General features: G+C 46.4%; 24 protein-coding genes. 17 read left to right on the top strand and 7 right to left on the bottom strand.

Annotated elements, in window-relative coordinates; all coding sequences use genetic code 11:
* The 15 genes from RMO52_RS23770 to RMO52_RS23700 all read left to right on the top strand — a co-directional run.
* Positions 1–424 (top strand): inorganic diphosphatase (locus RMO52_RS23770; protein WP_310419295.1); only part of this gene is annotated, 424 nt, incomplete at its 5' end.
* Between the two features lie 147 nt (positions 425–571).
* A complete protein-coding gene (gene panD / locus RMO52_RS23765) occupies positions 572–952 on the top strand; it encodes an aspartate 1-decarboxylase (RefSeq protein WP_309743542.1) in 381 nt (126 codons plus the stop codon).
* Positions 953–1,222: 270 nt separating this feature from the next.
* A complete protein-coding gene (locus RMO52_RS23760) occupies positions 1,223–1,393 on the top strand; it encodes a hypothetical protein (protein ID WP_309743540.1) in 171 nt (56 codons plus the stop codon).
* Positions 1,390–2,016 (top strand): hypothetical protein, encoded by a 627-nt coding sequence (locus RMO52_RS23755; protein ID WP_309743538.1) that lies wholly within the window; start codon positions 1,390–1,392, stop codon positions 2,014–2,016. Before RMO52_RS23760 ends, RMO52_RS23755 begins: the two co-directional genes overlap by 4 nt.
* Positions 2,017–2,265: 249 nt before the next feature.
* Positions 2,266–2,727 (top strand): hypothetical protein, encoded by a 462-nt coding sequence (locus RMO52_RS23750; RefSeq protein WP_309743536.1) that lies wholly within the window; start codon positions 2,266–2,268, stop codon positions 2,725–2,727.
* A gap of 17 nt (positions 2,728–2,744) precedes the next feature.
* Positions 2,745–2,990, top strand: coding sequence for a hypothetical protein (locus tag RMO52_RS23745; protein WP_309743534.1), 246 nt, complete (start codon positions 2,745–2,747; stop codon positions 2,988–2,990).
* 641 nt (positions 2,991–3,631) lie between these two features.
* The gene (locus RMO52_RS23740; protein WP_310419290.1) at positions 3,632–3,931 is read left to right on the top strand and encodes a hypothetical protein; all 300 of its coding nucleotides are present in this window, start codon (positions 3,632–3,634) and stop codon (positions 3,929–3,931) included.
* A gap of 407 nt (positions 3,932–4,338) precedes the next feature.
* Positions 4,339–4,845, top strand: a complete 507-nt coding sequence (gene fldA / locus RMO52_RS23735) for a flavodoxin FldA (RefSeq protein WP_310419287.1) — start codon at positions 4,339–4,341, stop codon at positions 4,843–4,845.
* A 71-nt stretch (positions 4,846–4,916) separates the two neighbouring features.
* Positions 4,917–5,663, top strand: coding sequence for an alpha/beta hydrolase (locus RMO52_RS23730; protein ID WP_309740398.1), 747 nt, complete (start codon positions 4,917–4,919; stop codon positions 5,661–5,663).
* Between the two features lie 3 nt (positions 5,664–5,666).
* On the top strand, positions 5,667–5,891 hold the full coding sequence (locus tag RMO52_RS23725) for a hypothetical protein (RefSeq protein ID WP_309740397.1): 225 nt from the start codon (positions 5,667–5,669) through the stop codon (positions 5,889–5,891).
* 15 nt (positions 5,892–5,906) lie between these two features.
* Entirely contained in the window at positions 5,907–6,098 is a 192-nt protein-coding gene (locus tag RMO52_RS23720; protein WP_310419283.1) for a hypothetical protein, read from the top strand.
* Between the two features lie 195 nt (positions 6,099–6,293).
* A complete protein-coding gene (locus tag RMO52_RS23715) occupies positions 6,294–6,452 on the top strand; it encodes a hypothetical protein (RefSeq protein WP_310419280.1) in 159 nt (52 codons plus the stop codon).
* A 50-nt stretch (positions 6,453–6,502) separates the two neighbouring features.
* Positions 6,503–7,180, top strand: a complete 678-nt coding sequence (locus RMO52_RS23710) for a (2Fe-2S) ferredoxin domain-containing protein (RefSeq protein ID WP_310419276.1) — start codon at positions 6,503–6,505, stop codon at positions 7,178–7,180.
* Between the two features lie 19 nt (positions 7,181–7,199).
* Positions 7,200–7,634, top strand: coding sequence for a ferritin-like domain-containing protein (locus tag RMO52_RS23705; protein ID WP_309740386.1), 435 nt, complete (start codon positions 7,200–7,202; stop codon positions 7,632–7,634).
* Positions 7,635–8,054: 420 nt separating this feature from the next.
* Positions 8,055–9,515: an iron uptake porin gene (locus RMO52_RS23700; protein ID WP_310419273.1), complete on the top strand. Its 1,461-nt coding sequence runs from the start codon at positions 8,055–8,057 to the stop codon at positions 9,513–9,515.
* Between the two features lie 10 nt (positions 9,516–9,525).
* Here RMO52_RS23700 and RMO52_RS23695 read toward each other — a convergent pair whose 3' ends face one another.
* Positions 9,526–9,687 (bottom strand): hypothetical protein, encoded by a 162-nt coding sequence (locus tag RMO52_RS23695; RefSeq protein ID WP_309740383.1) that lies wholly within the window; start codon positions 9,685–9,687, stop codon positions 9,526–9,528.
* A gap of 244 nt (positions 9,688–9,931) precedes the next feature.
* Between RMO52_RS23695 and RMO52_RS23690 the strand changes: the two genes are divergently transcribed.
* Positions 9,932–10,306 (top strand): hypothetical protein, encoded by a 375-nt coding sequence (locus RMO52_RS23690; RefSeq protein WP_309740381.1) that lies wholly within the window; start codon positions 9,932–9,934, stop codon positions 10,304–10,306.
* A 76-nt stretch (positions 10,307–10,382) separates the two neighbouring features.
* Here RMO52_RS23690 and RMO52_RS23685 read toward each other — a convergent pair whose 3' ends face one another.
* On the bottom strand, positions 10,383–12,449 hold the full coding sequence (locus tag RMO52_RS23685; protein WP_310419270.1) for a nucleoside-diphosphate sugar epimerase/dehydratase: 2,067 nt from the start codon (positions 12,447–12,449) through the stop codon (positions 10,383–10,385).
* Positions 12,450–12,558: 109 nt separating this feature from the next.
* Here RMO52_RS23685 and RMO52_RS23680 point away from each other — a divergent pair, with 109 nt between their 5' ends.
* Positions 12,559–12,786: a hypothetical protein gene (locus tag RMO52_RS23680; protein WP_309741374.1), complete on the top strand. Its 228-nt coding sequence runs from the start codon at positions 12,559–12,561 to the stop codon at positions 12,784–12,786.
* Between the two features lie 202 nt (positions 12,787–12,988).
* Here RMO52_RS23680 and RMO52_RS23675 read toward each other — a convergent pair whose 3' ends face one another.
* The 5 genes from RMO52_RS23675 to RMO52_RS23655 all read right to left on the bottom strand — a co-directional run.
* Positions 12,989–14,518, bottom strand: coding sequence for a glycine betaine ABC transporter substrate-binding protein (locus RMO52_RS23675; RefSeq protein WP_310419267.1), 1,530 nt, complete (start codon positions 14,516–14,518; stop codon positions 12,989–12,991).
* Positions 14,519–14,765: 247 nt separating this feature from the next.
* The gene (locus RMO52_RS23670) at positions 14,766–15,545 is read right to left on the bottom strand and encodes an ATP-binding cassette domain-containing protein (protein ID WP_309741379.1); all 780 of its coding nucleotides are present in this window, start codon (positions 15,543–15,545) and stop codon (positions 14,766–14,768) included.
* A gap of 101 nt (positions 15,546–15,646) precedes the next feature.
* Positions 15,647–15,985, bottom strand: a complete 339-nt coding sequence (locus RMO52_RS23665) for a hypothetical protein (protein WP_396135093.1) — start codon at positions 15,983–15,985, stop codon at positions 15,647–15,649.
* A 119-nt stretch (positions 15,986–16,104) separates the two neighbouring features.
* Positions 16,105–16,488 (bottom strand): hypothetical protein, encoded by a 384-nt coding sequence (locus RMO52_RS23660; RefSeq protein ID WP_309741382.1) that lies wholly within the window; start codon positions 16,486–16,488, stop codon positions 16,105–16,107.
* Between the two features lie 122 nt (positions 16,489–16,610).
* Positions 16,611–18,608: helicase-related protein (locus RMO52_RS23655; RefSeq protein WP_310419261.1), on the bottom strand; the 1,998-nt coding region annotated here is incomplete at its 5' end.

Below are 18,608 nucleotides of genomic sequence, written 5' to 3'. Positions count from 1 at the left end.
ATTTGATAAAGACATGAATGCGATGGCACTCGATCGCGTTTTGTCATCTTCGGTACAATATCCTTGCGACTATGGCTTCATTCCCAATACGCTGGGTAACGATGGCGATCCGCTCGATGGGATGGTGATGATGGATCAGCCTACATTCCCAGGTTGTGTGATTGCTTGTCGCCCGATCGGGATGCTCGAAATGATCGATGGCGGCGATCGCGATGAGAAGATTTTGTGTGTCCCTGATAAAGATCCGCGTTATGCTAACGTCACTTCGCTCAAAGATATCGCCCAACACCGTTTGGATGAAATCTCTGAATTTTTCAAAACCTATAAAAACTTAGAAAAAAAAGTTACTGAAATCCTCGGCTGGAAAGATGTCGATGCCGTCATGCCATTAGTGCAAGAATGCGTTGCAGCAGCGAAGAAGTAAGCAATCGTAGCGCCAGTACTGGAGCGCTAGGAGTGGAGATGAGAGTATATTCAACTCTCATCTCCCCGTCTCCTAGTCTCCTAGTCTCCTCATCTTCCCGTCTCCCCGTCTCCCATCTCCTTCCCCAATAACAACTAACCAACAACTATGCAACGCACGTTATTGGCAGGCAAAATTCACAGTTGCACGATTACCAATGCTAACCTGCAATATATGGGCAGCATCAGTATCGATGAGCTGTTATTGACTGCTGCGGCAATAGTCCCCTACGAGCAAGTACACGTCGTCAATGTCAATAACGGGCAACGGTTTATTACCTATGCGATCGCCGCAGCAGCAGGCTCGGGCGCGATCGAGTTAAATGGAGCCGCAGCTAGACTGGGCGTACCGGGCGATAAGCTGATTATTATGACTTACGTTCAGTGTGATGAGAGCCAAGCTCGCCAACACCAGCCGCAGGTTGTGATGGTAGATGCACACAACCAAATTACCGAACTTAAATCTCACATCCCCACTGGCATGGGTTGAAGTGGTGCTAGCGCAAGACTACGACAATACACTCGTAAATAGTTATTAAAGTCAGCCAAATGGCTGACTTTAAGCGCTCCCAATTGTGCTTAAAACCCGCAGGGCGACCGAAGGTCGGGACGATCGAGGCTGAAATATCTAGGCATACACTTTTTGTAGCGAAATTGTACGTCGTAATTAATGGACGATTATCTTCAAAATTAATAATTTATCTGTTTTCGCAATAATTTGCTATGTTTTCGGGGAAATGTGCAAGACAGATACTACATTTTGTTTATATGGTTAATTCAGGCATCAATTTTTGCTAGTGGTAAAGTTACCGCATTCAAGCCTAACATCCACAAAGCGATCGATTATCTCCGCAACGGTGACTACACCATGCGTGGCAATAACGGGAGTCGATCGACTCTAGTTTGCATTCTCTATTCACTCCCCTCATGAAAGAGCTGACACCAATTACCACTACTCCAGTTAGAGAACTACCTCGCTCCGCAGATTTAGCCCAAGTTTGTATCTATGGATTGAGCTTTTTATCAGTGGGCTTATTTCTCCTTTTACCATTTGCCAACTTACTCCATCCTAGCCCTTGGCAACGGAGTATCGGCACCATTCATTCAGTTGCCGCATTGCTCACCACGATCGTTGCTGCCTATGCCGGACATCTAGCTTTTCCACTGATTCGGGGCGCAAAGAATGTTCTCCCTCAACTGCGTACCCTGATTTTTTGGTTTACATTGCTGAGTTTTCTGGGGATAGTTTCCGGCAATTGGGCATTTATGCGATATCGAGCAGGGATCGAGCATGGTGGTGCTAGTGCTTGGCTAAAAGTAAATTCGCCACTAACTCACTATACGGTGGCTCAGTATCACGAACTGAGTACGGTGTTTATCATTCCCTTCGGTGTTGCCTGTACCTGGGTCTTGTGGCGATATGGGGACAGTATTGTCGCGTCCGAACACCGTGCTGTCCGATCTGTTACCAGCATTGCCCTCATGGTGCTGATGTTTTTAGCAATGGGAGGAATGGTGTCAGGTCTAAGCATTGCGAAGATCCATGCCCTCTAGGTATTAGGTATTAGGCTTTAGGCTTTAGGTATTAGGGAATTAGCTGTTTTGATAAGTACCAATCATAGATCGTTTCAGCAACGCCTAAACAGGAGTGTTTCGCCAATTCTCTACCCTAAAGCCTACCCCTACACCCTCTTATCCCCTAAAACCTAAAACCTAAAGCCTAAAGCCTACCCCCTCTTATCCCCTAAAACCTAAAACCTAAAACCCAAAGCCTACCCTCCACCCTCTACCCTCTATACCCTAATGCCGCACCCTCGCTCTGAAGAATTACTCCCTTGGTATACCCGATGCTGGAATTGGTCAAAGCAATTTCCGGCGATCTTAGCAACTGGAGCAAGTACACCACCGGGAACTGCTGGTATCGCTGCGGCAGCCTTCATTAGTGCTGCTATTGGTGCCGTCATGATGATGGTGTCACATCACATCGCCCATACATCAGTAGACCGAGAGCAATTTATCGAGTGGTTAGGCAGTTGGATTCCTGGTAGCCAGAGTACGGATCCAGTAACTGGCAATATTGGCAGTTATGCAGGCAAAGAAACGGTGCTACTCATCGGCTGGCTCGTCAGTTGGGTCATCCTCAACGATCTGCTTGAGCATCGTCAAGTCCGCACCCGAACGATCTTTTTTGGTACCTTTGGGTTACTGGTAGCCGCGATCGTTATGTGTTGGCATCCGCTGTTTCCCTATCTCCCCTTACAATAATCACAGGCGATTAGTTTATGTTTAGCGACTCTGATTCGACTTCTTCCGGTTTCACTGGCGTACCTGCCACCGAGTTTCATCCCCGTCGGATATCAGCTAGAGAGCTACATCGATATGTCTGGGGACTGATGGCTGTATTTAGCGCCTTCGCTATTAGTTATCCGATTGCCTGTTGGCGGGTTAGTCAATCCGAGCAGTTTCGCCCTCATCGCTCTCACGTCAAATCTTTACCGCTCCCAATAAGTGAATCGGCTAGAAATTAGGGCGTGGCTCGATTGGCTAGCTTCCCAACTTAGCGATATCCACCACACCCGCGACTAGAAATCATCACAAAAATTTACTGAGAGTTAATACTATTAATTCTCAGTAAATTTTTGCGAGCAATGTCTTGACAAAGTGCTTCACTTGCGGCTGTCGATCGGTGCAAGCTATCTAATATCTACCAGTAACTATTGAAGATTTTGGTGGAATAGAAAGCTACTACTTCGATACCAACAACAGCAAGCAATATGCTGGTCGGAATATTCTCTCTAATGCTTTTGAAAATCCCATTTTAGTTGAGAATGGCAAGGTGACAGATCTCGCCGATTTAGGTGGCGATGGTGGTACCGCACAGGGTATTAATAACAAAGGACAACTTGTCGGGACGATCGGGTAATTTGGGGATCTCGACTGGCGAGGCTAGATCCCCGACTGTCTTGTCGGTTTTTTTATTCGGAGGTTCCCTCCGAATAAAACCACCGCTTCTTGGAGAAGTCGGGGATCTGATATGTCCTAACAGATGTGACGACTACTTAGCTGGCAATTTATCAACAATCATCATCAATGACTATGAATCGATCGCTCTACAAGCCACTGTCGATAAACCGATCCGCATTTCGGCTCAAGAATTACACAAATACGTGTGGGGGTTAGTTGGTGTCATGCTGCTAGCGATCGGGACTTATCCGATCGCGATGAATCGAGCGTCACAAATTTTTATTCCAAATTAATGCTATTAATTCTCAATAAATATGCTAGTATATTTGAAAGCTTGTCAAACTTGGCGATCGCTAAGCTGATGAGATCGAAGCCTACCCCCGCTAATTGCAGCAGTCAACTCCACCCCGATGGGCGGGAAATCCAGACAAGCCAGTCCTCAAATACATCTCTCAGCCTCATGTCAGCCGTCGATAGACCGATCGATTCGTCCGTCGCAGCGTAAATTAATAACTGCGACAGCACCGCGATCGCATGGGCAGGATCTACTCGTCAGTTCTAACTGACTGTTTCACTATTGAGATAATTTCTTCTTAATTTTCTAATTGAGCTATCTTGAGTCGGCGCGTAGTGATGAGGAATGGAACATAGAGGCTGCTGACGCCGAGTAGTAGGGGCTAAAAGCTGAGAACTTTGGCAGAAATCACTAGATCGTGAAATTCACAGCAAAGGTGAAGATGTCTATTATTAATAATTTGCAAGATATTATGGGTGGGGAATTATGGACTGGAGTAACTTTACTTGGTGGTGGTGCATGACATGTTTTGGTTGCACCTACGAAATGATGTATGAAGATGAGCAGATAAATTGCAGTCAACCAGATCTTAATATTAATTAATTGGAAGTTAAAATATGTCAAAAATTGGACTCTTTTTTGGAACCCAGACTGGCAAAACTGAAAGTATTGCTGAGATGATTCGCGATGAATTTGGTGGAGATGCGATCGAGCTACATGACATGGCAAACGTCGATGTTAGTGATTTTGATGGCTATACCCAGATAATTATCGCTTCACCAACCTGGAATATCGGCGAACTGCAAAGTGATTGGGAGGGCTTTTTTCCAGAATTCGATAGTATGGATTTTCATGGTAAAACCATTGCTTATTGTGGGACTGGCGACCAGGTGGGCTACGCCGATAATTTTTTGGATGCAGTAGGAATTTTAGAAGCGAAGATTACCGAGCGCGGTGGTAAAACGATCGGATATTGGTCTACTGATGGTTATGATTTTAGTGAATCTAAAGCAGTCCGAGATGATAAATTTGTTGGTCTGGCAATTGATGAAGATAATCAATCAGACTTGACTGACGAAAGGATTAAAACTTGGGTCACTCAAATCAAAAAAGAGTTTGAGTAAGTCAGATTATTTTCTCACTCAATAGTCAAACATCGGTGGTAAAGTTACCACCATTTTTTTAGAGCTTAATTATGAAGACAGACATGCCGAAATTCATCTGGGTAAGTGCTAGCCCTAGCCTCAAATATTTTCATCGCCGTCTCCTCAATAGTCTCTCTAAAGTAGTCGAGCTGGAATTTTGGGAATACTATCAAACTCCAGATGAGGGTAGTTCGATCGATGGTGGTATTCAGTTATTGCATGGATACTTATCTACTTTAGCTACACCTATTCATCTCATCGGGCATGGGATTGGTGGGGTAATTGCTTTGGGTTATGCCCGGATGTACCCGACCAAAATTGCATCATTAACATTATTGAGTGTCGCCGTCCAACCCGCGATCGATTGGCATTCATATTACTATACTCAATGGCGCTCGCTACCAACTAGTCGAGACTGCATCCTGAGATCGATCGCGAGTAGTTTATTTCCCAATGCTTGCTCGATCCATATTCGCGATCTGATCGGTCGTTTGGAACGAGATTTAGTTGAAGCTCCATCTAGTAATTCACTATTTAGGTTAGATATTCTTGAAGAAGGTAGCGTGACGATGCCATTAATGGTTTGTGGCAGCCAAGACGATCCGGTAATTTCTTCACAAGCTCTATATGGTTGGTGCAATTATCTCAAGCCAGCCGATAAAATTTGGCAATCTGGTACAGGCGGCCACTTTTTTCATCACTTTCAGTCAGAATTAGTCAGCGAGCGAATTAAAGGTTTTTGGCAGCTTAATCAAAGATTAGAATCAGACCGACTTGTAAGTATGAAACTTCTTTAAGCGATGTCTATAATTTGCTCGATCGTAACTTGGAGTATAGTATTCGGTGCTTGTTGGACGTTGACCTGTCATTGGAAAACCGGATTTATTTATGTCCAACAGCTTCATAAAGTTCCTTGCCATAAATGCAAGTATTTTACTAATAATTGTGCGCTCAAATGTGCTGTCAATCCTTACTTAGCTTGTTCGGAGGCAGCGATTGATTGTCGAGATTACCAACATCTATAGAATTTACAGTCTCTGATGAACAGATTAAGGATCGATCGCAAACCAGTCTACTCACTGCAACGGATTGAGGTGGTGAAGAAATTAATCGCCCAACACTGGGATGAAATTTGGGAGATCGTGCAGCAAAGAGCGCAGACTGGCTACCGCTCGAAACAATACTCAAGTCGAGCACTAGTCTGCGAGGGCAAAAAAAATAATTGCGAGTAGTTGTCATTTGACTTGTCATCCTATATACTTTGATAGCAGTCGCGATTCTCTAGGGGAACGACTGAAATCACGCGGAGGTTCCCGACCCATGTGTTTGGGTCAGCGATTCGCGATACGTAGGGTTTCCCGTTCGCGCAGCGTCTCCGAAGGAGAGGGTTTAGCGAATCAAGACAAGACAGAGGCTAAGCCAATAAGATGGCTGCTGTCAGTTTAAGGTTGATTTCCCGTCAATTGCGGGGAATACTCCAGAGAGGATATCTTGATGAGGACGATCCCGATCGCTCGTTGGCGAAGCCGCGCCACGAGGTAATCGACCCAATCCGACTGATTTTGACGATCGAGCGGCAAAGTTAATAAGAATATTTAGCATTTATAGCAACTATCATTTATTATTTACTAGCGTCATGGGTAGACAGCACCACCAACACCTTCAGCCACTCACAGGGCAATTTCTCGGCTGGGGTGACGATCGCACGCCGCATCGCTACATCAAACTAGCCACGGCAAACGGCGAACGCCGAGTCAAAATTGCCAAAAGTCTGCGCCCCCAAATTCAAGGCTGGCAACCAGGCATCTGGTTGACTCTCATAAGCCAAGAGCGAATCTGTAGCACCACTGGCGAACGCAAAATCAAAGCCAAACAGTTGTTTTACTTGCCCACAGCTCCTACGCTCAGTGACTTACCAGCACTGGCACTCGTAGAACCCGTTGCCAAGCCACCCACTACCAAGATTCAAGTGTGTGGGGGTTCGAGTTGTCGGCGACGGGGGAGTGATAATATCTGCCAGTCGATGCAGGCATACCTCGATCGCCACGATCTCACGACCCAAGTCCACATCGAAACAGTTAAATGTCTCCACCAGTGTAAAGCCGCCCCACATGCGATCGTGACCCCTACCGCCACCACATCAGGCAAAACTCACTATCGCCAACTCCAACCCAGCCAAGTACAATTACTTTTAGCCAAACATTTTCCGATCCTTGCCCCGCTGCCCGCAACCGTCGGAACGAGTCTCATCGAGAAAATTCAGGATTATTTACAGCAACATCAGCTAGCATCGCCACTAACCTCTAATTCCTAGAACAACTTTTAGATAACTCATGCAAGATTTAGACCAACCAAAAGCGATCGATGTGCTGCGTTCCATTATGGAATTTGAACTGGCGGGAGTGGTGCGGTATACCCATTATGCACTGATGATTACTGGCCCCAACCGGATTCCGATCGTCGATTTCTTCAAAGCGCAAGCGACCGAATCGCTACTACATGCCCAGCAAGTTGGCGAGATTCTCACTGGCTTAGAGGGTCATCCATCCTTGCAAATTGCCCCGATGGAGGAAACATATAAACATTCTGTCAGAGACATCTTACAAGAGAGTTTAGCCCACGAACGAAATGCCTTGGATATGTACAAGAAGCTTCTCGATATCGTTGAGGATGCTAGTGTGTATCTCGAAGAGTTCGCGCGGACGATGATTGGTAACGAAGAACTGCACAACATCGAAATTAAAAAGATGTTACGCGACTTTAGCTAACCCTAATCCTGGGCGAACCTCACACCCCAAAACTGCCAACACCTAACAATCATCGAGATTAAACTCGTTGGCGTAGCCTCTGCCTTGTCTTGACGCGCTCGACCCGGAGGGAACCTCCGTGATGCGCGCGTCGCTGTCTTGATTCGCTAAACCCTCTCCTTCGGAGACGCTGCGCGAACGGCAAAGCCTACGTATCGCGAATCGCTGACCCAAAGCCATGGGTCAGAGCGGCTCGCGCTCGTCGGGTTCCCCGACGGTTTAGCGAGACAAGACAAACCTCCGCGTGATTTCAGTCGCTCCCCTGGAGAATCGCGACATTCCCTTGGGGATGATTTCGCGTAGATTGTGATGTGCAAAATACTCGAAACTGAAATGGATCGCTCGATCGTTCACTACTACTTAATTATCTCAAGATTAAATATGTCTAACCGACCATTGAACTGGCTGTCAATTACTGCTGGTAGCCTATTTGCAACACTGTTGCTCATCACTGGTGCCCAAGCCGCCGAAGCTGGATTATCTACATCTAATTCGCCCAATTCAACACTGCTGGCTCACCACACTCTCAGCCACAGATCCACCGAATTAATCGCGCTCAGGAAGAAAAAACGTTCCAAACTAAAAATCAAGCGCAAAGCCAAACTAACGGCAATCGCCGCACCTACAGCTACCTCGCCTACAGATCTTGCCCAAGCAACTCCGCCGCCAGCACCGACAGAATTAGCTCCACCACCAGCCACGCCGCCAGCAGCCGAGCCGACTCCCACTCCTAACGCCCCGAAAGTAGAAACCCCAGCACCAAATCACTTTTCGCTCAATACCAAACTAGAAGGACAAGTGATTTTTGGTGGAGCCGGGGTTTTTAGTGGTGATTTCGAGCGGAATGCCGCTTTTGGACATCGGACTCGCCTCGAATTAATCACTGATATCAATGGTGGTACTCTAACTACCCGACTCCAAGCAGTTGGATTAGGATTGTCCAATCAGCGCGATACAGAGGCTAATCCTGGTGCGTTTACTACCAATGAAGGTAACTTATCTTATACAGACGGTACTACTGGTAGTAGCATTGGCATCGATACGCTCAAATATGAATTTGCGCTCACGCCGCAAACACAGGTAGTAATTGCCGCAAATGCTGGTGCATCGGATGACTTTACCGATACCATCAATCCTTATTTTGATGGAGATGGCGCGAGTGGCTCGATTTCGGCATTTGGTAATCGTCCCTCGATTTATTATACAGTTGGTGGCGTAGGAGTGGGCATTCGCCATAAGTTCAGCGACAGTACCGAACTAAGCTTAGGTTATTTAGCCAATGATGGTCAGACTCCAGCCCCTGGTAGTGGCTTATTTGGTGGTGGGTATGGTGCCATCGCACAGCTCACCTTCAAGACTGGAGAAAATTCTAAAGTTGGGGTAACTTATACTCGGACTATGAATGCTGAGTTTGGCACGGGAAGTAATAATGCTAATGTTAATGCTAGCGGTTTGAGTGGCATGAGCAATAACTTTGGACTACAAGGTTCGTTTCAATTAAGTCCCGAATTTGCCCTCGGTGGTTGGGCTGGGTATACCCAAAATCAAGCCGCAGGTGGCGACAGACAAATCTGGAACTGGGCAATCACGGCAGCAGCACCAGATTTGGGTGGTAAAGGAAATCTCGCTGGGTTCCTCATCGGACAAGAGCCACGAGTGGCTTCTTCAAGTGATGGGACAACAGATACTAAAGCTGGACTGCATATTGAGGGATTTTATCAGTTTAAAGTTAGCGATAGCCTCAGCATTACGCCCGGACTTATCTATCTCACAGCACCCAATCAAGAGGACGGTCGCGGTAGTGCGCTAATTGGGGCATTGCGAACTACATTTACTTTCTAATGGCTGTAGTTTAGGCGCTCGATCGAGATTGCGATCGAGATCGTTGCCGCGCCACGATCTCTATGCTAGAAGTACACCTAGCTACTAAAAAGCGATCTCGATCGAGCCGACCTTCGATCGAGATCGCTTCTGTAACTAAAACTATCAATCCCTGGCGATCGCCAGTCGTCATACATTACTAAAAGTACAGAGCATTTACAAGCTATTTGCTCGATCGTATTTCTCAATAGTTTGAGGGAACACTAAGATTAATTACCAAAATCGCGCTCCCATTATTTCTCTCGATCTTTATGCGAACAGCCTTATCTCTATCGATAATTTCGGCTACTGCAATTATGTTCTTTAGTCGTAGGTTATTATGTTACCTACGACATTTTCAAGACGTTGGCTACAGTACGAGATTATTCAAAGATTGGATGTTAACAAATGGGATCTACGACAAAAAAGGGAGTTTAATCGCAACCATAGCAGCATTAGTTATCGAAATTACTAAAGAAAGCAGAACTAATTCTTTAATAATTTGCATCATTGCGGGGATAGCTCTAGTCGGATTGAGTTTATGGGAACCCGATCCCACCAAAGTTGGCTATCCGATCTTACAGCCAACAACACAGGCAAAGAAAATTTATAATTTGGCGCTGACTTTATACTCTGTCGCTTTGATAAGTGGTTTTATACTAGTGCGGATAATTACTGTACAGTACCATATATCAGCTTACTGGATACTTGTGATTGTGGGAATTCAATCTTCACCCCTATGGATGATTCTGGCTAAAATCCTTACTCGTTAAAGCTATCTTTAGGTTGGGTTAAGAGGAGCGAAACCCAACCTACCAAATTATTTTCTAACTTTCAACTTTCAACTTTTTAAGCGGCTTTCTCCCAATCTTGGGAATTAGATTGGAGCGTGCCATTAGACAGTTGTTTTTTACCCTCTTGATGGATTTCTGATTTTCTTAACTTATCACCGATCGAGAGTGCCATGGATACTGCCAATGTTTCCGATTTAAGTCGGGCATATTGTCCCATCGGTTGATATTCTGGGACTAAATTATGGAGTACAGCTACACACTCATTAACTTTGCAATCGGCGGCGGCAGCCAGCAGGATCGTCAGTTGCGGGGAAATCTCTGTCCAAGCTAATCGTGCCTCCCGAGCGCAAAAAATCTTCCCATGTTCGGTGGGTAATGCGGCATCGCAATCGATCAGTAGCTCCTCATAGATTTTCTCACCCGGACGCAAGCCAGTAATCTCGATTTTGACATCTCGGTCGGGTTCGAGTCCTGCTAAGCGAATCATCTGAACTGCCAGATCGTAGATTTTAATCGGTGCGCCCATATCCAGCAGGAATACTTCGCCACCTCTAGCCATTGCCCCGGCTTGAATCACCAGAGTTGCCGCTTCGGGGATCGTCATGAAGTAGCGGGTAATATCGGCATGAGTCAGGGTAATCGGCTTCCCAGCGGCGATCTGAGCGCTGAAGCGGGGGACGACAGAACCGCTACTGCCCAAGACATTGCCAAACCGCACCATCGTGAAGCAGGTATCGTGATTGGGTAAATCGGCTAAACCTTGAAGTACGAGTTCGGCAACCCGCTTGGTAGCGCCCATGATATTCGTCGGACGGACGGCTTTGTCAGTGGAGATCAGCACAAATTTTGACACTCCACACTCGATCGAGCATTGCGCCGCCGTCAGCGTCCCGCAAATATTATTAATCATCCCCGAAATCGGGTTGGCTTCGACGATCGGGACGTGTTTGTAAGCAGCAGCATGATAAACCGTCTGCACGCTATACTTGCGAAGCACTCGGGTGAGGGTTTGAGCGTCAGTCACCGAACCCAAGCAAGCGACTTTGTGAAGCTGGGGATACCGCTCGCTCAGTTCCATGTCCATCTGATAGAGCGCAAACTCATGTAACTCATACACGAGTAACATTTTGGGCTGCTGCTTGGCAATTTGCCGACAGAGTTCCGAACCGATCGATCCACCGCCGCCAGTGACGAGGACGACTCGATCGGTGATATCGTGTTGCAGGAGTTCGGGACGGGCGGCGATGGCTGGACGTCCGAGCAAATTTTCGATATCGAGCGCCGGAACTTTAGTCACCGCCAGCTCGCCGCTCAATATTTCGGCGATGCTCGGGACAGTCTTGACGGGGACGCCAAGAATTTGCAGTCTTTGGGATAGCTCGCGGCTGCGTTGGGTGTCAACTGACGGCATGGCGAGGAGAATTTCGTCGAAGCCGACGCTAATTTTGAGCTTGAGCAACTCTGCTGGTGCGTAAACTTTGATACCTTGAACGGTTTTACCTTGCAGTGCAGGATTGTCATCGACAAAACAAATTAATTTCTTGCCACTTTCTTTGGCTAGAGCTTGCGCGAAAAAGCAACCCGCACTGCCCGCGCCATAGATAACTACTCCTGTCTGCTGGCGTTGTGAGTCATCATTTAGCTGTTCCAGGCGATCGTGGAGCAGCCGCACACCCAGACGGAACCCGATCGTCAGGATGAGCGCCAGCATCCCATCGCTCAATAGTACCGACGCGGCAATTGCCGACATCAGAAATACCCGATCGATCGCCGCAACTAGCAAACAACTGGTTAATACCGCCGTAGCAACGGTAATGAGAAAGTCACCATTGGTATGACGTAATACTTGTCGATAGATATTAAAAGCCCAAAATACACCAATCTCGATCGCGATCTTGAACACCACAAAATTGCTGTGATGCAATATTTGGGCGGGTAAAAGATCGAGTCCGCTCTCAAAGCCGATCGCCACAGTAATTGCGAGCGCAAACAAAATGATATCGACGACTATCAAAATTGTATACTTCTGCTCGTTAGAAACTGTATTAATAAGTTTATCTAAATGGCTATAAATTTTTGAAGACACCTCAATATCTTCGTCTTTCAATGGTAACTTAATCATTTGCTCAACTTATTTTGGCGAACTTGTTTGGGCGGCGATCGCTAATGCTATCCAAATATTCCAATACTGCTGTCATCCCATCGACAAGCGAAAAACTCGCTCGCCGAGGATGACTCACCGATATCTATGGCTGGAAGTCAGTATTCACACCAAAGTGCGACTGCCAACCGTCCCCATAAATATCTGTGCCGACCTACTGATACTGTATAATTCAGCTCATTACATCCTAGATCGGGATAGTTTTGAATTTTTTTGGCATTTGACAAGTAAAAAAAGTCGGGGCGGCTCATCAATGGCACTTTCGGATCTACATCCAGATCGACGTATATTCCGCTAGTTTAGCCCCACAAAAGATCGCGGCATTCTCGCGATCGAGTTCGCCAACCAGTAGCTAACATGGTGAAAGCTTCTCTGGCAATAAGTTTTGGGGTTACTGAATATTAATTGGAGCCGTTTGCCAAAATATGCTGCGTCGAGATAATAGTATCGAGCGGCGCGTTCTGGATTCTCAATGGCGGCTGGATACCAATTATCAAACCTTAAGCTAAGTTTTTAGACTTCAGCCATGCTCTGACGACTCGATCGACAGGTAGCGATTTATTATCTACTTGATAGTTCATATCTTGAATATCTTTAGTAGAAATTAACCCAGCTAATCGATCGATAACCGGGCGTAATTCTGGATATTTAGTTAAAGTAGCTTGATTGAAAACAGGTACTGCTTGATAAGGTGGGAAATATTTTTTATCATCTTCTAAAATAACTAAATCTAGCACCGGGATTAAACCATCGGTAGAATTAGCCGCAATTAAATCTACCTTTTTATCTTTAAGAGCTTGATACATCAGCCCAAATTCCATCTGTTGAACTTTAGCAAACTTTAAGCCATAAGTCTTGGCAACGGCTGGATAGCCATCTTTGCGTTCGAGAAATTCATAGCCAAATCCACCCCGAAGTTGTGGCGTATATTTAGCTGCTTCCGAGAGTGTCTTCATCTCCAGTCGCTTAGCATCTGCATTTCTCACAATAAAGGCAAAGGTATTTTCAAAGCCTAATGGCGACATCACTTCTAATCTGAACTGGCGATCGTAAACCTCTTTGATCTTATCAAAAACTACTTGCGGATTTTTGATCGGCTCTTGCTTTAAGATCGCCGTCAATGATGTCCCGGTATATTCTACATAGCCCGCAATCTTCCCAGCTTTAACTGCTTCATGACAGATAAAAGTACCGCCTAGATTCAGTTGTCGCTCGACCTTAATTTTAGTATTAGTTTCGATTTGCTGAGCCAGCAATTCACCAAGAATTATCTGCTCTGTAAAATTCTTCGAGCCGATCGTAATTGTCGGTACTGCTTGAAAATAGTTAAATGTAATTAATCCGACTACTAGAAGGGCTAATATACCACCACCAATTGTAAACTTACGATCGAGCTTACCCAGTCGAACTGGTTGCTGTCTGAGCCTATTTTCCACCCATCCTAATGTTAAATCTGCGCCCAACGCGATCGCCGCCGCCGGGATCGCCCCAGTCAAAATCAAGCGATTGTCGATCGTCGCCAGTCCCCGAAAAATAAATACCCCCAAGCCACCACCGCCAATCGCCGCCGCAATTGTCGCCACGCCGACAGAGATAGCCGTTGCGACTCTAATCCCTGCCAAAATCACGCCAGAAGCTAGGGGAATCTCGACTTGTGTCAAGAGTTGCCAATCGGTCATTCCCATCCCCTTCCCGGCTTCCCTAACTGCCGGATCGACGCTAGTAATCCCGATATAGGTATTGCGAATTAGCGGTAATAGCGCATACAGAGTCAGCGCCACAATCGCCGGATTTTTGCCAATTCCACCCAGAAATGGTACCGAAATTAGAAAACCAAATATTGCTAAACTAGGAATAGTTTGCAGTGCATTAGCAACACCGAGAATCGGTTGAGCTAATCTGGGATAACGCGTAATTATAACTCCCAATGGAATCCCGATCGCGATCGCTACTACCATCGCGATCGCCACTAAAACTAAATGCTCGCCACTCCGCAAAATAATCTCGGAAATATCATCATTAGAAATCAAGACAATCTCCTGCTAGTGAATAGTGAATAGTGGATAGTGGATAGATAACCTAGTATAAAAAATGCGTAGGGTGGGCACTGCCCACCATCTAGGTTTCAGGATGTTCTAATGCGATCGATCTAGCAATCGTAGATAATTTATGATATTTATTCTTCGGTGCGTTACGCTCCGCGACAACACACCCTACAATATTATTGCAAATTAACTAGGATTACTGTATTTGCATCAGCCTACTTATTTAAATAATTTACATGCCTCCGTCCCGCTTAACATTCTCATCGTTCCATGCAGTTAAACAAGTAATAAAAGCTTGAGCCTCTGAATGTTGAGATCGAAGTAAATCTGCCTTAGTTCCCAATACCACTAAATTACCTTCATACATTAAACCAATCCGCGTTCCCAGTACAAAAGCTTCTTGAATATCGTGGGTAACAAAGACAACTGTTTTACCTAATTGTTGCTGTAAATATTGAAACTGGCGTTGCAATTCTAGTCGCGTAATCGGATCGAGCGCACCAAATGGTTCATCCATTAATAATAGCGGCGGATCGGCAGCTAAAGCCCTCGCGACACCCACTCGCTGTCGTTGTCCACCTGAGAGCTGATGAGGATAACGTTGAGCGAAGATTCTCGGCTCCAACCCTACTAAGTTTAACATTTCATACACTCGCGCCTCGATTCGCTGCTTGTGCCACTTTTCTAGTGATGGCACAAGTCCGACATTTTCAGCAACATTAAAGTGCGGAAATAAACCGATATCCTGGATTGCATAGCCAATCCGCCGCCGCAGATCGATCGTATCCCAATTAGCCGTCGATCGATCGTCTACTAATACCGATCCTGTTGTGGGTACGAGCAAATGATTGATTAATTTGAGCGTAGTAGTTTTACCGCTCCCACTCCGCCCCAATAATACGATCGTTTCCCCGCGATAAATGGTGAGATCTAAGTGGGATAATATCTCGCGATCGTTAATTTGGAAACTAACATCCCGAAATTCAACAGCAATCTCTGACGATTGGGGCATAAGATTGTAAATCTAAACGAGTCAATTAATTCGATCGTAACTCACATCTGGTGCGAGTAGATATGTTTGATTCGATCGAAACCCAATTCACACATCTAGAACTACAGATCTTCCCACTTAGCCACATTTGCAAATCGCGACAAATAATGTCGAATATTAGTTGTCGCGATAACAACTGCTTGACCTGGATAACGAGTAGCTAAATCCTGCCAAGTTGCACAGATAATCATATCCGCATCGAGGTTTCTATCTCCAGCCGTAGGTTGCCCGCTAGCTCTAGCTACCGCACAGATCTCAGCGGCTAAATTCCAAACTGTTCGATCTACAGGTAAAAAGTCGATTAATTGATGTAAATCGTCTAATAATGGTAGTCCCGATGCAATTAGACCTTGTTTTTGAGTTAGTAGCAAACCCCACAGAACTTCGTAATCACAAACCATCGAGCTAACAACTGTATATCGAATTAAGCTTCGCTCAAACCAATTTTCTAATGCAGCTAAATCATCTGTGTATTTTGGGCTACATAATTGTCCCAATATATTAGAATCGATAAAAATAATCATTCTAAACTATATAATTTCTGGCCAGCAACCCGCTCGGCATCTACTATTTTTGAAAATACCTCAAAAGCTCTATCTACATCCGGCTGAGTAGATAATTCTGCTCGTTTCTGTCGTAGAGATGCTAGTCGCGCTGGTATTTGTCCGCGTCGTTGCGAATCTTGAGCGATTGTCCGAAATTCAAAAGCGTATCTAGGCTGAACATCTGTCTGGCGTTGAATTGCTGTTTGTAGCGTTTCCAGATCGATCGAGTCAATCTGGAGATGATGTTCTATTCCTGATAAAACTACTTCACTATCTGTAGATGGCGATGCTGGAATAATAGCTAGGCATTTATCCAGATCGATAATTTTACCACTAGGTAGTTGAATTGGATTTAGCATAACTAATACCTCTATTAATTCGATTTATGTCATATTATGGCTGTGAATTTTAAATACAGCTCAGACTATATTTTTATCGAGAAAGCTTTCAATGTCATAACACTTTGTTTTTCCAAATAAAATCAAGAGATCGATTCGTTAATAGGGAACCTGTCGATTAATTGAATTGCCCGTCTTGCATTGGCTTGCAAAGCATCGCTCGCATGGGGTACATAAGGGATCTGCGATAATAGATCCACCGTGCGGCGCAACATCCGCACGATATCGCCCTCGTCGAGATTGGTATTGCTACATAGTTCCGTCCAAGATATTTCCAGCGCCCAGTTTTCGACGATGCCGACTAGCTCGTACTCCATCCAGACGGGGAGAGCTACCTGATAGCGGCGCTGGATTTGGAACAGTTGGCGGCGGGAGCCACGGAGGGCGCTGAGGGTCATGACTACTTCATCGGCTGGATCGTAATTCGTCCAACTGTCAGAGCGGGGGGTTTCTGATACGAGGGCACAGATGACTGCGGCGAGATGGTGTGGATCTAAGCCGTCTAGATAACCAGACATTAGAGCTAGAGCGATCCATAGCTCATTATCCCCACGAATGGCGGCGGCGGCTTCACCGATGCGGGTGGGGAGGACACCTTGCAAGCCATTGACTTGACGCAATACCTCAATCAGATTGAGAAATTCTTGCCAATGTCGATCGAGTTGCAATTGCAGTGTATTTTGAAGATCTTTAATCTCTTCTTCTAATACCGCTTGGCGGCGATAGCGTTTGAGGAGAGTGGCGGGGTTGCCCCATTCCCAGACGGGATGATTTTCGAGCTTGGTTTTCAGTTCGGCGACGGTTTTGACTTGGGCTGTCAATTCGGCGGTGGCTGGCGGTTCGACTGCGGGGATGCTCTGGGCGATTTCGGCAGTTAAGGTCATCCCCTTGCGGACTTGTCCGGGTTTGAGAGGCATATCCGCAGGGGGGAGTAGGGATACTACTTGGGGGACGCGCTGTTTGCCGCCGTATTCCGACCAATGTTTGTGGACGGCGACGACATCTTGATGATTGACGACGTACCATTTGTTATCTTGTCCCAAACAGACTAAAGCGGGTTTGTAGCCTGAGCCAGCTATTTTGGTGACTAAGACGGCGGGTAATGGGGTGGCAACTGGGACGTGTTTGCCTTTGAGGCTGAGGATCGTACCGGGGAAGGCGGTTGGTAGTTGCTTGCCGACTTGTCCCGCTTGAACTTGCTCGGTATAAAGCTGGAGATTTTTGAGTTGATTTTGGTCTAGTTTGAGCTGGGAGTGACAGGTTTCATAGTCGGCGAGAACGTTGGCATCAATTTTGCTGAGGCTCTCTCGCAGCGTCACTAATTCTTGCTTGATGTCGCCAATTCCTTGCTGTTGGGGTAACAGGTGGAGGGTTTTGGTAAAGTGCCCGAAGCTGCGCTCGACGAGTTCTCTGGCTTCCTCTAGGGTGTGGGTTTGGAGCAGGTTTAAGACCATCCCATAAGTCGGCGTAAATTGACTTACCAGGGGATCTGGTGATGATGTCGCAAAGTCACTTGCTTCCTTCGCACCTTCAAATCTCGTCTGAGTGGCGACGACATAGCCCACCACGTCCTTGCCACGTCGTCCGGCACGTCCCGCCATTTGGAGGAATTCGGAGGCGGTTAGGAGGCGATGTCCTTGGTCTGTGCGTTTGGAGAGGCTGGAGATGACGGTCGTCCGGGCGGGCATATTAATCCCGGCGGCGAGGGTTTCGGTGGCGAAGACGACTTTGATTAAGCCTAGCCCGAATAATTCCTCAACGAGGACTTTCCAGGCGGGGAGGATGCCTGCATGGTGAGCGGCGATGCCTTTGTAGAGTGGTTCGACTTGTCCGGCGCGGGCGGCTTCGGGGTTTTTGTCGAGAAATTCATCGATGCGGAGCTTGAGTTGAGCGGCTTCGGCGGGATTGACTAGTGGTAGTGTCGATACCTCGGCGACGGCTTTGTCGCAGCCGCGCCGACTGAAGATAAAGTAAATGGCGGGCAACATTTCCCGTTCGGCAAGCTTGCTGACGACAAAGCCGATACTGGGGACATCTTCACTTTTACGGCTGCCCGTGGGGCGATGGGATTTAAGTTTGGG

The sequence above is a fragment of the Chamaesiphon sp. OTE_8_metabat_110 genome, assembly GCF_031382685.1.
Classification (GTDB): domain Bacteria; phylum Cyanobacteriota; class Cyanobacteriia; order Cyanobacteriales; family Chamaesiphonaceae; genus Chamaesiphon.
Note: the sequence above shows the minus strand (reverse complement) of the source record. Positions and strands in the feature narration are given on the sequence as shown.